The sequence below is a fragment of the Flavobacterium saccharophilum genome, assembly GCF_900142735.1.
Lineage (GTDB): Bacteria > Bacteroidota > Bacteroidia > Flavobacteriales > Flavobacteriaceae > Flavobacterium > Flavobacterium saccharophilum.
Window position 1 is genome coordinate 772,359 of sequence record NZ_FRBY01000002.1, and the last position, 15,673, is coordinate 788,031.

Annotated in this window: 10 protein-coding genes; 6 read left to right on the forward strand and 4 right to left on the reverse strand. The window is 34.7% G+C overall.

Annotated elements, in window-relative coordinates; translation table 11 throughout:
- Positions 1 to 32: 32 nt before the first annotated feature.
- From BUA98_RS08800 to BUA98_RS08810, 3 genes are all read left to right on the forward strand, one after another.
- Complete coding sequence (locus BUA98_RS08800; protein ID WP_072971217.1) at positions 33 to 2,579, forward strand: ATP-dependent Clp protease ATP-binding subunit; 2,547 nt, start codon at positions 33 to 35, stop codon at positions 2,577 to 2,579.
- Between the two features lie 140 nt (positions 2,580 to 2,719).
- On the forward strand, positions 2,720 to 4,093 hold the full coding sequence (gene rimK, locus BUA98_RS08805; RefSeq protein ID WP_072971218.1) for a 30S ribosomal protein S6--L-glutamate ligase: 1,374 nt from the start codon (positions 2,720 to 2,722) through the stop codon (positions 4,091 to 4,093).
- A 94-nt stretch (positions 4,094 to 4,187) separates the two neighbouring features.
- Positions 4,188 to 4,703: a DUF421 domain-containing protein gene (locus tag BUA98_RS08810; RefSeq protein ID WP_072971219.1), complete on the forward strand. Its 516-nt coding sequence runs from the start codon at positions 4,188 to 4,190 to the stop codon at positions 4,701 to 4,703.
- 152 nt (positions 4,704 to 4,855) lie between these two features.
- On the opposite strand, the gene BUA98_RS08815 is transcribed toward BUA98_RS08810, so the two are convergent.
- The 4 genes from BUA98_RS08815 to hutH all read right to left on the reverse strand — a co-directional run bounded on the left by BUA98_RS08815 (position 4,856) and on the right by hutH (position 9,977).
- Positions 4,856 to 6,247: an SMI1/KNR4 family protein gene (locus tag BUA98_RS08815; protein WP_072971220.1), complete on the reverse strand. Its 1,392-nt coding sequence runs from the start codon at positions 6,245 to 6,247 to the stop codon at positions 4,856 to 4,858.
- 155 nt (positions 6,248 to 6,402) lie between these two features.
- Positions 6,403 to 7,737 carry an inorganic phosphate transporter gene (locus BUA98_RS08820; protein ID WP_072971221.1) on the reverse strand — a complete coding sequence of 445 codons (1,335 nt, stop codon included), beginning with the start codon at positions 7,735 to 7,737 and terminating at the stop codon, positions 6,403 to 6,405.
- A 32-nt stretch (positions 7,738 to 7,769) separates the two neighbouring features.
- Complete coding sequence (locus BUA98_RS08825; protein ID WP_026982186.1) at positions 7,770 to 8,414, reverse strand: DUF47 domain-containing protein; 645 nt, start codon at positions 8,412 to 8,414, stop codon at positions 7,770 to 7,772.
- Between the two features lie 48 nt (positions 8,415 to 8,462).
- Positions 8,463 to 9,977 (reverse strand): histidine ammonia-lyase, encoded by a 1,515-nt coding sequence (gene hutH / locus BUA98_RS08830; RefSeq protein WP_072971222.1) that lies wholly within the window; start codon positions 9,975 to 9,977, stop codon positions 8,463 to 8,465.
- Positions 9,978 to 10,613: 636 nt separating this feature from the next.
- Here hutH and thrA point away from each other — a divergent pair.
- The 3 genes from thrA (at position 10,614) to thrC (ending at position 15,537) form a co-directional block, all read left to right on the forward strand.
- Positions 10,614 to 13,061 (forward strand): bifunctional aspartate kinase/homoserine dehydrogenase I, encoded by a 2,448-nt coding sequence (thrA, locus tag BUA98_RS08835; RefSeq protein WP_072971223.1) that lies wholly within the window; start codon positions 10,614 to 10,616, stop codon positions 13,059 to 13,061.
- A 74-nt stretch (positions 13,062 to 13,135) separates the two neighbouring features.
- Positions 13,136 to 14,059, forward strand: a complete 924-nt coding sequence (locus BUA98_RS08840) for a homoserine kinase (protein ID WP_072971224.1) — start codon at positions 13,136 to 13,138, stop codon at positions 14,057 to 14,059.
- A 188-nt stretch (positions 14,060 to 14,247) separates the two neighbouring features.
- Entirely contained in the window at positions 14,248 to 15,537 is a 1,290-nt protein-coding gene (thrC, locus tag BUA98_RS08845; RefSeq protein ID WP_072971225.1) for a threonine synthase, read from the forward strand.
- The last annotated feature ends 136 nt before the right edge of the window (positions 15,538 to 15,673 follow it).

A 15,673-nucleotide genomic window follows, 5' to 3' on the forward strand; every position in this document is an offset into this window, starting at 1 on the left:
TTCACTAAATTTACAATACCAATAAATATATTATGGATGATAATTTTTCACCAAGAGTAAAAGATGTTATTACATACAGTAAGGAAGAAGCCCTTCGTTTAGGACACGACTTTATTGGTACTGAACATCTAATGCTGGGCATTTTAAGAGATGGTAACGGGAAAGCTATTCATATACTTAATAACCTAGCAGTCGATTTAGACCATTTACGCAGGAAGGTAGAAATACTGAGTCCAGCCAACCAGAGCGTTGAAGTAAATGCTGAAAAGAAAAATCTTCATCTTACCCGACAGGCAGAAAGAGCCCTGAAGACCACCTTTCTTGAAGCAAAAGTATTTCAAAGTTCGTCGATTAGCACGGCACACTTGCTTTTATGCATCTTACGAAACGAAAACGATCCAACAACCAAGTTATTGAATAAGCTAAAAATAGATTATGACATAGCTAAAGAACAATATTTAAACATGACGCCAAACGAAGAAGAATTCTTAGAAAACTTGCCAAGAAACGAATCGTACAATGACGATTCAGGACAAGATGACAGTCTTAAAGAAAGTAGTTTTAACAATCCGGCCAATAAGTCAAACAAAAAATCTAAGACTCCGGTTTTAGATAATTTTGGGAGAGATTTAACAGAAATGGCTGAGGAAGGAAAACTAGATCCGGTTGTAGGACGCGAGAAAGAAATAGAACGTGTTTCGCAAATCTTAAGCCGTAGAAAAAAGAACAACCCACTACTTATTGGAGAACCTGGAGTTGGTAAATCTGCTATTGCAGAAGGACTTGCTTTGCGTATTATCCAAAAGAAAGTATCTCGTATTCTTTTCCATAAACGTGTGGTAACTCTTGATCTGGCTAGTTTAGTAGCCGGAACAAAATACCGTGGTCAGTTTGAAGAAAGAATGAAAGCCGTTATGAACGAGCTTGAGAAAAATGATGATATCATTCTTTTTATTGATGAAATTCACACTATTGTAGGTGCTGGTGGAGCAACAGGTTCTCTTGATGCTTCAAACATGTTCAAACCCGCTTTAGCAAGAGGCGAAATCCAATGTATTGGCGCTACGACTCTTGATGAGTACAGACAATATATTGAAAAAGATGGTGCTTTAGAAAGACGTTTCCAAAAAGTAATTGTTGAACCAACTTCGGTTGAAGAAACTATTGCAATTTTGAATAATGTAAAAGACAAATACGAAGATCACCATAATGTTACTTACACTCAGGAAGCTATTGAAGCCTGCGTAAAATTAACAAACCGATACATGTCTGAGCGTTTTTTACCAGACAAAGCTATTGATGCCCTTGACGAAGCTGGTTCTCGTGTACACATCACCAATATTGATGTTCCTAAACAAATTCTTGATTTAGAACGTCAGTTAGAAGAAGTGCGTGAAAACAAAAACATGGTAGTTAAAAAACAAAAATATGAAGAGGCTGCCAAACTTCGTGATGATGAAAAACGTATAGAAAAAGATCTGGCTGTTGCACAAGAACAATGGGAAGAAGACTCTAAAAATAACAGAATTGAAGTTACAGAAGATAATGTAGCTGATGTTGTTTCGATGATGACCGGAATTCCTGTAAACAGAATTGCACAAACAGAAAGCAACAAACTGGCTAAATTGCCTGAATTAATTCAGAATAAAGTAATTGGTCAAAATGAAGCTGTATTGAAAATCGCACGTTCTATTCAACGTAACAGAGCTGGACTTAAAGATCCTAACAAACCAATTGGTTCGTTCATTTTCTTAGGTCAGACTGGAGTTGGTAAAACACAATTAGCAAAAGTTTTAGCAAAAGAATTATTCGATTCTGAAGATGCATTAGTTCGTATCGATATGAGCGAGTACATGGAGAAATTTGCTATCTCTCGTTTAGTTGGAGCGCCTCCGGGATACGTTGGTTACGAAGAAGGTGGACAATTGACTGAAAAAGTTCGTAGAAAACCATATTGTGTAGTGCTTCTAGACGAGATCGAAAAAGCGCATCCGGATGTGTTTAATATGATGCTTCAGGTTTTAGATGACGGTTATTTGACAGATAGTTTAGGTCGCAAAATTGACTTTAAAAACACTATTATCATTATGACTTCAAATGTTGGAGCACGTCAGTTAAAAGATTTTGGGCAAGGTGTTGGATTTGGAACTGCTGCAAAAGTGGCTCAGGCTGATGAAAACTCTAAGAGCATTATCGAAAATGCATTGAAAAAAACTTTTGCTCCTGAATTCTTAAACAGAATTGATGACGTAATCGTATTTAATGCTTTAGAAAAAGCTGACATTGATTTGATTATCGAGATCGAGCTTAAAAAACTATATTCTCGTATTGCTGAATTAGGTTATAAACTAAGTCTTACTGATAAAGCAAAAGCATTTATCGCTGAAAAAGGTTTTGACAGACAATTTGGTGCAAGACCGCTTAAAAGAGCGATTCAGAAATATGTTGAAGATTTATTGGCAGAAGAAATCATCACTTCAAAAATTCATTCAGGAGACGAAATCTTAATGGATTTGAAAGATGACTCTCAAGAACTTTCAGTAGAAATACACAAAGCAGAAGAGCCGACTAATCAATAAATTAGTTTAAATTTATAACAAAAATAATATACCCGTTACGTTTTCATAACATAACGGGTATTTTTTTTGGATAATTTACTATCTTTAATAAAAGCAAATAGCTATTTTTGAATTTAAATTAAATAACAATAAAACAACGTATGCTTCAAAATAAAGTCATTTTAGGCAGTGAAGAATGGTGCTCATTTCCAGAACTAGGAATCCCTACAATCAAGGCTCGTGTTGATTCTGGTGCCAAAACTTCTGCAATGCACGCCATCAACATAGCTCCTTTTATAAAAAATGATGCCAATTGGGTAAAATTTGATATTAATCCAATTCAGAATAATATTAAAACCATCATTCATTGTGAAGCTCCGTTGGTTGATAAAAGAATTGTAAAAAGCTCGAGTGGTTTTAGAGAACATCGTTATGTTATTCAAACCAACCTAAAAATTGGCGATGTAAAATGGCCAATAGAGATGACTTTGACCAATCGTGACTCAATGGGTTTCCGTATGCTTTTAGGTCGTGAAGCCATGAGCGGACGTGTCTTAGTAGACCCGGAAGAAAAATATTTGCTAGGACAACCTACAACTGAGGCTTTAAAAGAATTATATCAAAATTCTGAAAAAGCTACTTCTGGTTTAAGAATCGGACTTTTAGCGAGTAATCCTGAATTATATAGCAACAAAAGAATCATGGAAGCCGGCGAAATGCGCGGCCATGAAATGCATTTTTTGAATATCAAAGAATGCTACATGAAACTGGATGCCAAGACTCCTGAGATTCATTACAGAGGTGGAAAAATATTAAATCAATTTGACGCAATTATTCCAAGAATTCGTCCAAGCATTACGTTTTACGGTTGTGCGCTGACACGCCAATTCGAAGCCTTGAAGGTTTTCGTTTTAAATTCGGCTACAGCCATCACACAATCACGTGATAAATTGTATTCATTACAATTGCTTTTAAACAGCGGAATTGATATCCCAACTACTGGTTTTGCTAATTCTCCTTTGGACACAGACAATTTAATTAAAATGGTTGGAGGTTCGCCTTTAATTGTAAAATTATTAGAAGGAACACAAGGAAAAGGTGTTGTTTTAGCAGAAACCAAAAAAGCGGCAGAAAGTGTTATCAACGCGTTCAAAAGTTTAAATGCAAACATTCTAGTTCAGGAATTCATTAAAGAAGCCAACGGAAAAGACATTCGTTGTTTTGTAATTGATGGAAAAGTCGTTGCGGCTATTCAACGTGAAGCTATGCCAGGGGAATTCAGAGCCAACATCCATCTTGGCGGAACAGCATCTGTAATAAAAGTTACTGCTGAGGAGAAAAAGATCGCTATTAAAGCTGCAAAAGCAATGGACTTAAAAGTAGCAGGTGTAGATATTATTCGTTCTTCAAAAGGACCATTATTGCTGGAAGTAAACTCTTCTCCAGGACTTGAAGGAATTGAGGGCGCAACCAACAAAGATATTGCCGGAGAAATGATCAAAGCAATTGAGAAGAATTTCAAAATAATTAGTTAGTTCATTCTAACTTAATGTTCGATATTTATTTTAGCAACTTTGTCAAAGTTTAAAACTTTGACAAAGTTTTTTTTTACCTTTAAAATAAAAAACAATGCTCAACCCCTATTTAGATATTATTTTCAGAAGTCTCGCAGTCTACTTTTTTATGACAATCGCCTTGCGAATCTTCGGAAAAAAAGAACTTTCACAATTAAATACTGCTGATATTATTTTGATTTTACTAATCAGTAATTCAGTTCAAAACGCCATGGTTGGTCCTGACACCAGTCTTTGGGGAGGTTTGGTAGCTGCATTAGCCTTGTTTGTGATTAACTTTATCATTAAGAAATTAACACACAAATACAAACTAGTCAACGATTTACTTTTAGATAAACCCGAAATCCTAATTCATAATGGAACATTAGATTTTAATGCTTTGAGCAAATTAGACATTTCACATGAAGAATTAAAAGAAGCGGCACGTGAACATGGTTTAGAGCATTTGACCGATATAAAGCTCTGTACGCTAGAAATTGACGGTACAATTAGTATCATTTCGAAAGATAAAACCAATTTAAAAGAGACACATTACAAAAGAAAACACAATCATAAGAATTTTAGAAAATAAAACTTCAAAAAATCCCAAAAGGAAAATTCCAAATTCCAAATCTGAAAAGCGTGTTAACATTGGGATTTGGAATTTTAAATTATTGTGATTTACATAAAAAAAAAGACTGGTTTCAATTGAATGCCAGTCTTTTTTTATTTCCAAAACTCATATCATTGCTTACGTTTAACGTTGTTTTGAAAGTGGTTTTCTATGTTAATATCCCTAATCGTTCTGTTAGTCAAACCATAAGCTTTTAATCTGTGGTTAAGATTAGCTAAAATATAGTCTTGCTCTTTGGGGAATTTTTCCGCCAGTAGTTTGTAATACTTCAAAAGTTTCTGATCTTCTACTCCATCGAGAGCTTGCAAAACAGCATGTACAACTCGATTTGAATGATCACTTAAACCTAAAATAAAAGTATCTAAATATTTGCTTTTATTTTTCAACAACCCTAGTGAATAATAAGCACTAACTCTTATCTTTTCATTTATATTTGTAGTAAATGGAATAATAATACTTCCGTAATCCAATTTCATTTCTTTTAATAAATAAGTACAAATTTCAAATGTTTCCTCCTCATTTATTTTTTTAATATTTTCCTTTATAAATTCTAGCCAATCAGAACTTTTATCCTTTGCATACCAAAATACAAATTGAAAAACATCTAATAAACTTTCATTTGCAAAAGCAACTAAATACGGATAAGCACGTTGATAATCAAATTTTGTAAGTATCTGAATTAATAGCCTTTGATTTCCACCTGCACTCAATTTACATTGTTCCTCCAGAACAGTCATCGTTTCAGAATCAAGATTTCGTTTCTTTAAAAAACTTCTTAGGCATTCTAATTTAGTTTGATTTTCATTGGTTGAAAAATACACCTCTAAGATATAAGCTGACGATCCCCCCAGAGTATATCTAAATAAATCAGAATTTCTTGATTTTAAATTTTCAGGTATAATTTCATCGAGCCATCTTTCATACCAGTCCAAAAAATTTGATTCGAAAGCGAAATAGGGCTTTTGCCTGTCAACATCCACATGTACAACTCTTCCTTTAAATTCCCCATTCAAAACAAGTGCATGATAATAACTACATCCCTGACTTCCGATAGGTAATAATCCCGAAAATATTTTTCCTAGCTCTATATCAAATTCTTCATCAGAAATAGTTTCATTTTCTTCGATGTTTTTGTTTAGATTATTCCAAAAATCATCTGACATATTTGGAGAAATTCTACAATCTTTTTTTAAATATTCTTTTGAATTTTCATAGATAAATTCATCTGTATTTTTTCCAAAAGGATAAATTCCATACGAAGGTCCAGCACCTGAATCTGAATAAGAAATTCCGCCATTACCAATATTAAACAAAAATGATTTGTAACCTTTAGGAAGTTCCAACTGATATTCATTTTCAAAATTTAAGATATCTTCTTGTTTTACAGTATTTCCTAAAATATATTTATGACTGTCTGCTCCAAATACTTCTAATTTATTATCGGCATTTTTAGCCATTAACAGCTTACTTTTAATCCTTTCTAACTGCTTCAATTCTTCCATTCTTGTTTTACATTCTTTTGTTAAGTAATAAAATGCAATTATTAAATCTACATTATTTTACTCAAATAAAAAAAGCCGATTTCAAATTGAAATCGGCTTTTTTTATGTCGATAAAATGCGATTAAAACTTCTCACATTTTAAAAAAATCATTTTACTAAGAAATAAATACGCTTAATACAAAGTAAACCAATCCAGCTAAAAGAGCCGAAATAGGAATCGTTAATATCCACGCCCAGATCAAACTTACAGTTACACCCCAACGAACGGCAGATACACGTTTAGTTAATCCAACCCCGATGATAGAACCTGTAATAGTATGCGTTGTACTTACCGGAATTTTTAAGTGTTCTGTAAAGTAAAGCGTCAAAGCACCTGCAGTTTCAGCAGCAACACCTTCAAATGAAGTAACTTTTGTGATTTTAGAACCCATTGTTTTCACAATTTTCCAACCACCACTCAAAGTTCCAGCCGCAATAGCAGAATAACATGCTAATGGAATCCATCCTGGCATTACTCCTTTTATCCCTAAATCATCATTTGGTAAAACAACGTCTAACCAAGATGCCATATGAACTCCGGGATTTGTATTAATATATACCGCTACTGCTGCAGCAATAATACCCATTACTTTTTGAGAATCATTTCCTCCGTGTCCTAAACTGAAAGCCGCAGAAGATAATAATTGCATTTTTTTCAAAGCTGCATCAGCCTGATGTAGATTTAAACTACTGAATATTAAACAAAAAGCACTCACTGTTAGGATAATAAACCCAACTAAACACCATTTAATATTATGTGGATCAAAAGCCACACTCCAAAAATGAGATTCAAAACGAGGCTTTTCAATATCAGCATAAGGAACCATTAGATTACTAACAACCCAAACTGTTGCGATCATTAAAGCAACCGTGAATATTTTAGGTCCTATGATTTTACGAGAAGCATTTAACAACCAAATCGATATTAAATAAGAAGCTAATGCTCCCAATAATGGCGCTAAAACAATGAAAGCAATTATAATAAGAACTCCCGAAGGCATTCCGCCATCTTTTCCTGCTTTGTACCAGCTTACAATTTCGTACCAATAATGTGTAGTTCCATCTTCTCCGGCATAACCTGAAAAACCGTGTACAGCGATCGCATGAGCAACAGCCGCTCCGGCGAAACCACCAATCAAAGTATGTGAAGAACTTGAAGGAATTCCTAGCCACCAAGTCAATAAATTCCAACAAATAGCTGCAATAACACCGGCAAGGATAACAACTAGGTTAATTTCCATAGTGTGCGCTGTTTTTGCAACAGTATCTGCAACACCAAATCCAAAAACCCAATAAGCCAGAAAGTTAAAAAATGCTGCCCAAAGAACGGCCTGAAAAGGCGTTAAAACCTTTGTAGCAACAACAGTCGCTATAGCATTTGCCGCATCATGAAAACCGTTGATGTAATCAAAAATTAAAGCTAATACTATAATAATTATAAGTAGCGTCATAAAATTATAACTTCAGAATGAAATAAATTGAATTAAGAATGTTTTACAGAAATAGATTCCAGTATGTTCGCAACACTCTTACATTTGTCAGTTGCTGATTCTAAAACAGATAACACCTCTTTATATTTAATGATATTTTTAGCGTCTGTTTCGTTTTCAAAAATTTCAAAAACTGCTTTGTTATATACATTATCAGACTTGTTTTCTAGTTTGTTAATTCTAGCACAAGCATCCTTAATAATGTTCATGTTTTTTAGATTGCTCAACTCTTTTACAGCACTGTCAATGTTTTGACAAGCTTCAAGGTTGATTTCTGTCATCTTTCTGATAGATTTTGTAATCTTATCAACCTGATACAATCTCATTCTGCTTGCTGCACCGTGAAGGTAATCAGCAACGTTATCAATAGAAGTAATTAAAGTGTGAATATCCTCTCTATCAAATGGCGTAATGAAGTTTCTGCTCAATTCAAGATTGGTTTGACGTGTAATGTCTTCTCCTCTTTGCTCTAACTCATCAATTTTTTGAAAAAGAACTTCTCTTTCTTTTAACGGAAGGTTTACAGCTTCGTGTAAATTAGAAGCTAATTCAATTAAATTGCTTGAAGCTTCTTCAAAAAGTGGAAAGAATTTTTTGTCTTTCGGCACTAAAAATTGGAAAATACTGTTTATTGACATTTTTATATTTTTGATAGTGCAAAATTACTTCATTAATATTCTGTTATGTTAAGCCAGTGTTAACAAATCGTTTTCAATTTGAAAACTATCCAGAAACGCAACTGTCTTCTCAATATCGTAATGTAAGATTCTGTCTTCCTTAACCAAAGGTACCACTTCTCTATAACTACTTAAGAACATTTCGATGAAATCACTTGATTTTAAAGGCTCTCTGTACGCAATTGCCTGTGAAGCATTCATTAATTCAATCGCTAAAATACGCTCCAAATTATCCATAACACGCAACGCTTTTGTTGCTCCGTTTGCTCCCATACTCACGTGATCTTCCTGACCATTACTTGAAACAATGCTATCAATACTTGACGGAGTTGCCAATTGTTTGTTCTGACTTGCAATACTTGCAGCAGTATACTGTGGAATCATGAATCCTGAATTTAATCCCGGATTATCAACCAAAAATGCTGGAAGATTTCTTAAACCTGAAATCAACTGGTACGTTCTTCTTTCAGAAATACTTCCTAATTCTGCCAAAGCGATTGCCATAAAATCTAAGGCTAAGGCTAAAGGCTGTCCGTGGAAATTTCCTCCAGAGATAATCTGGTCAGATTCAATAAATATATTTGGATTATCTGTAACCGAGTTAATTTCTGTTTTGAATACTTTTCGAACATAATCAATAGCATCTTTTGAAGCTCCGTGAACCTGAGGCATACAACGGAAAGAATACGGATCCTGAACGTGTTTTTTCTCTTGTTCAATAATTTCGCTTCCTTCTAAAAATTCATTAATACGCTGTGCTGTTACAATTTGTCCTTTGTGAGGGCGAATAAAGTGAATCAATTCGTTAAAAGGCTCGCTTCTTCCATCAAAACCTTCCAAAGAAATAGTTCCGATTAAATCTGCCAAATACGAATATTTATAAGCTTTCAATAAAATATGAGCTCCGTAAGCACTCATAAATTGAGTTCCGTTTAACAACGCCAAACCTTCTTTTGATTGTAAAACGATTGGTTCCCAATTAAAATGTTTTAAAACTTCGGCGGAAGCCACTTTCTTTCCTTCAAACAAAACTTCGCCTTCTCCTAATAAAGGCAAAGATAAATGTGCTAGAGGCGCTAAATCTCCAGAAGCTCCAAGTGAACCTTGCGTATATATAATAGGAAGGATATCATTATTATAGAAATCAACCAAACGACTTACCGTTTGCAATTGGATTCCAGAATGTCCGTAGCTCAAAGATTGAATCTTAAGCAATAACATTATTTTTACAATTTCTGCAGGAACCTCTTCACCAGTTCCACAAGCATGAGACTTTACCAGATTTTCCTGAAGCTTAGATAAATTCTCATTTGAGATTTTTACATTACAAAGTGATCCAAAACCAGTATTGATTCCGTAAATAGGTTCTGAATGTGTAGCCATTTTTTTATCTAAATAATCACGGCATTTCTGAATGTTTACTTTTGCTTCTTCAGATAATTCAAGCATTTTCTGATTAACAATAATTTCTTGTAAATCTTCTAAACCTAATGTTTCAGTACTTATATAATGGACTTCTCTCATGTCATTTTTAATTTAAGGCATCAAAATTCAACAAATCAATATTAAAAAGCAACATTTGTTCATAATAATTAAAATTTCAATAAAACAAATTCTACGTATTTAGGTATTTGACAATACTAATCATACAAAATCAGCACTTTAATTTTCTTCACCAAAATCAACCTTCAAAACTTATTCTAAAAAATTATTTTCCTACTTATTTTATAGACTAATGACAGTTTATGCCGAATATTCCGATTAGAAATCAGCTTTTTAAGCTCCTACACTTGCCATAAATACGGGTTTAAATATACGAATCCATCAATTTATGATATTCAATCTTAACAAAATCTCAATATTAAATGAATGAGATTTGAATTATTAAAATATTCGCAAAAAGAAAATAAAGGTTTTTCGCTTTTATAAAAATCTGTACTTTTGAAACATCAAAAATGAAAAGTAACAGCGCAAAATATCAATCTACAATGACAACTCAAACTGGAGTTGCAATTGCTGCTACAACAATTTCTACAACAACTACTACCCCTTAGGGGTATACATTTTACATATAATCCTGGTTATCTATACTTTTTTCATGAAAGAAGAAAGGCATTGGATACATAAAAATATTTGCATAAAAAGAAAAAAATCATCAAAATGAAAGTATTAAAATTTGGCGGAACTTCGGTTGCCAATGCTCAAAATATAAAACTCGTTCTCGAAATTATAAATCAAAAATCTAAACAAGATCAATTAGTTGTCGTTGTTTCTGCATTAAGCAAAGTAACCGATTTATTGCAATTGGCAGCAGCAAAAGCAGCAGCTAACGATGAAAGTTTCAGAGAGATTGTTGCCGAAATCGAGAAAAAACACCTTGACACTCTAAAAGAACTTATTCCGGTAAGCGAACAAAGCAGCTTGTTAAGTCACGTAAAAAGAATCATCAACCATTTAGAAACTTTACTTGATGGATGTTTCTTATTAGGCGAATTATCTCCAAGAACGGCTGACACTATTTTAAGTTTTGGAGAATTGCTTTCGTCTTATATCATTGCGCAGGCATATCAGCAAATCGATAAAAATGTAGTGTATAAAGACAGCCGCGAAATCATCAAAACAAATGCTGACTTTGGAAAAGCTGCTGTAAATTTTGATATTTCAAATCAATTGATTCAGGATTATTTTGCTGAGAATAAAGTGCAAATCAATATTTTACCTGGATTTATTGCCTTGACTCTTGACGGAATCACGACTACTTTAGGCCGTGGCGGTTCTGATTATACTGCGGCCATTATCGCCGGAGCACTTGATGCATCACAATTAGAAATCTGGACAGATGTAAACGGAATGTTTACTGCTAATCCAAAAATTGTAAAACAAGCACGGCCAATTGCGACAATTTCTTACCAGGAAGCGATGGAATTATCGCATTTTGGTGCTAAAGTGTTGTATCCGCCTACAATTCAACCTGTTTTAAGAAAAAATATTCCAATTTTAATCAAAAATACTTTTGAGCCGGAAGCTGAGGGAACTTTAATTTCTGATCAGGTTTCTTCAAATGATACTGTTGTAAAAGGAATTAGCCATATCGATAATATTTCGCTTGTAACATTGGAAGGTCCGGGAATGATTGGAGTTGCGGGTTCATCAAGACGTTTGTTCGAAGTATTGTCTCAGGAAAAAATCAATGTTATTTTCATCACTCAGGCTTCTTCTGAACATTCCATTTGTATCGGAATTTTAAATTCGGATGCAGATAATGCCGAAGCAGCGATCAACAGAGCTTTTGAAGTAGAAATTCTTCAAAACAAAATCGATCCTGCGATTGTAGAAAAAGACCTTTGCATTATTGCTTTGGTTGGAGAAAACATGAAAAACCACCAGGGTTTGAGCGGTAGAATGTTCAGTACTCTTGGAAAAAACAACGTTAACATCCGTGCGATTGCGCAAGGTGCTTCTGAACGTAATATTTCGACTGTAATTAACGAAAGAGACGTTAAGAAAGCGCTGAATACTTTACACGAAAACTTCTTTGAAGAAAACACGAAACAGCTGAATTTATTCGTAATGGGTGTTGGAAATGTGGGCGAAAAATTCATCGAGCAAATTCACAATCAAAGAAAATTTTTAAAAGATAATTTAAAAATAAACGTTCGTGTTATCGCTTTGTCAAACTCAAGAAAAATGCTTTTTGACGAAGATGGAATTTCATTAAAAGACTGGAAATCGACTTTAGACAAAGGCGAACATGCTATTCCAACAGAGTTTATTGCACGTGCCAAAGAACTGAATTTACGTAACAGTATTTTTGTGGACATTACAGCAAACGCAAGTGTTTCTGAGATGTATGAGAAATTCTTAAAAGAGAGTATTGCCGTTGTAACTTGTAACAAAATTGCCTGTTCATCAGCGTATGACAATTATAAAAAACTAAAAAGTTTATCGCGTCAATATAACGCTCCGTTTTTATTTGAAACGAATGTGGGTGCGGGATTACCGATTATCGATACTGTAAAAAACCTAATTGCTTCCGGCGATAAAGTGCATAAAATTCAGGCGGTTTTATCTGGAAGTCTGAACTTCATTTTCAACAATTTTGATAAGAACAATTCTTTTCACGATGTGGTTAAAGAAGCCGGAGTTCAAGGTTTCACTGAGCCAGATCCAAAAATTGACTTAAGCGGTGTTGATGTGGCCCGCAAAATCCTGATTCTTATTCGCGAAAGCGGTTACGAAATGGATATTGACGCCATCGCAAACGAATCATTCCTGCCAGCCGAATGTTTGGATACAACAAACAACGAAGCCTTTTTTGCATCTTTAATCAAACACGCTCCTCATTTTGAGAAAATCTATGAAGAAGCGTTGGCGAAAGATTCAAGATTGAAATACGTAGCACAATTCGAAAACGGAAAAGCAAGCGTTGGCCTGCAATTCATTCCAAAAGATCATCCATTCTACAATTTAGAAGGAAAAGACAATATCGTATTGTTCTACACAGATCGTTACGTAGACCAGCCGTTATTGATCAAAGGCGCCGGAGCCGGAGCTGCGGTTACAGCATCAGGAATTTTTGCGGATGTAATTCGAATAGGGAATATATAATTTAGTTGTTAGTTATTAGTTGATGGTTGATAGGCAATCCATCAACTAATAACTAACAACCAACAACAAAATTTATGACTCAGATTAAACTATTTTGCCCGGCAACTATCGCGAATCTCTCGTGCGGATTTGACGTACTTGGACTTTGCTTAGACAATGCGGGCGATGAAATGATTGTTCGAAAAGTCGATCAAAAAGGCGTTCGTATTACTAAAATTGTCGGTGCCGATTTACCTTTGGAAACCGAGAAAAACGTTTCGGGTGTTGCGGCTTTGGCGATGTTGGAAACTTTAGACGAACTAGATTTTGGTTTTGAAATCGAAATCTACAAAAACATAAAAGCCGGAAGCGGAATTGGAAGCAGTGCTGCAAGTTCTGCCGGAGCGGTTTTCGGGATAAATGAATTATTAGGAAGACCTTATTCCCGTAAAGATTTGGTGCAGTTTGCCATGCAGGGCGAGAAATTAGCCAGCGGAAATGCGCATGCAGACAACGTTGCCCCTGCCCTTTTAGGCGGTTTTACGTTGGTAAGAAGTTATGCACCGCTTGATATTATCCGAATTGATAGTCCGGAAGAATTGTACGCTACGGTAGTTCATCCTCAAATTGAATTGAAAACCTCAGATGCGCGTTCGGTATTGAAACAAAACGTTTCCCTGAAAAGTGCGATTATGCAATGGGGAAATGTGGGCGGACTAATTGCCGGTCTATACACCAAAGATTACGATTTGATCGGAAGATCGCTTCATGATGAAATCGTTGAACCCTTAAGAAGTGTTTTGATTCCCGGATTTGATTTAATCAAACAAACGGCTCTTGAAAACGGCGCTTTAGGTTCCGGAATCTCAGGTTCAGGTCCATCGATTTTTGCTTTAAGCCGAGGAAAAAACACCGCCGACCAAATCGCCAAAGCCATGAGCGATGTTTATGAAAAGATGAATTTGCCTTATGAAATTCACGTTTCGAAAATAAATCCTGATGGGGTTAGGATTTTGTAAAAAGAGTACTTAGTTCTTAGTAATTAGTCCTTAGTTTCGAAAAGCTAAAGATTAAGACTAAAGGACTAGGCACTATTGACAAAGAATTATTTAAAACGAGTAATTAGTTCACAGTAATTAGTCCTTAGTTGAAAAAACTAAAGATTAAGACTAAGGACTAATTACTAATAACTAAGAACTTAACAAAAATGAAATACTATAGTTTAAACCATAATGCACCAGAAGTTTCATTCAAAGAAGCTGTAATACAAGGATTAGCGAGTGATAAGGGATTGTATTTTCCGCAGATCATTACGCCTTTAAATCCTGCATTTTTTAATGTAATCGAGAATTTAAGCCATAACGATATTGCTTTTGATGTGATTCAGCAATTTGTAGGCGATGACATTCCGGAGGACAATTTAAGAGAAATTATTAAAGACACTTTATCTTTTGATTTTCCGGTTGTGGAAGTTGAAAACGGGATTTATTCGTTAGAATTATGGCACGGACCTACAATGGCTTTTAAAGACGTTGGAGCGCGATTTATGTCACGTTGTCTGGCGTATTTTAATAAAGATAAAAAAGACAGTAAAAATACCGTTTTAGTAGCGACTTCCGGAGATACGGGCGGTGCGGTCGCGAGCGGATTTTTGGGTGTTGATGGCGTTGATGTTGTGATTTTATATCCGTCAGGAAAAGTGAGCGACATTCAGGAAAAACAATTGACGACTTTAGGAAAAAACATTAAAGCACTTGAAGTAGATGGCGTTTTTGATGACTGCCAGGATATGGTTAAAAAAGCGTTTTTAGATGAAACTTTAGCGCATAAAAACCTGACTTCGGCGAATTCTATTAATATTGCGCGCTGGTTGCCACAAATGTTCTATTTCTTCTTTGCTTACAAAGCTTTGAAAAGCCAAAACAAACCGTTGATTTTCTCTTGTCCAAGCGGAAATTTTGGAAATATCTGCGCGGGAATTATGGCAAAAAAATTAGGTTTGCCAATTGAACATTTTGTAGCGGCTACCAACGTAAACGATACCGTACCAAGATTCTTAGAAAGCGGAAAATACGAGCCGAAACCTTCTAAAACAACTATTTCTAACGCTATGGATGTTGGAAACCCAAGTAACTTTATTAGAATTCAGGAATTGTACAACAACGATTTAAAAGCTTTCGAAAAAGATTTCTCATCGTACAGTTTTACAGATGAAGAAACGCTTACAGCCCTAAAACAAATTTACAATACCGACGGTTACATCGCAGAACCACACGGCGCTGTGGGTTATTTAGGATTGAAAAAAGAATTGCAAAAACACGATAACGCAATTGGTGTTTTCTTGGAAACCGCACATCCAATTAAATTCTTAGATGTTGTTGAGCCTGCTTTAGGTATTAAACTTCCGATTCCAGAACAAATTGAAAGTGTTATGAATGAGGATAAAGTGAGTGTGAAAATTAAGACTTATGAGGAATTGAAGGCGTTTTTGGGGTAGTTAGCTTACTCTTAATAAATTTCCAATCCACAGATTACAAGAATTTATTTTCTTGAATCTGTGGATTTATTTTTTGATATATTCACAAATTAGCACCAAATAAAAACTAATTATTAAATAATTTGCAAATATTAAC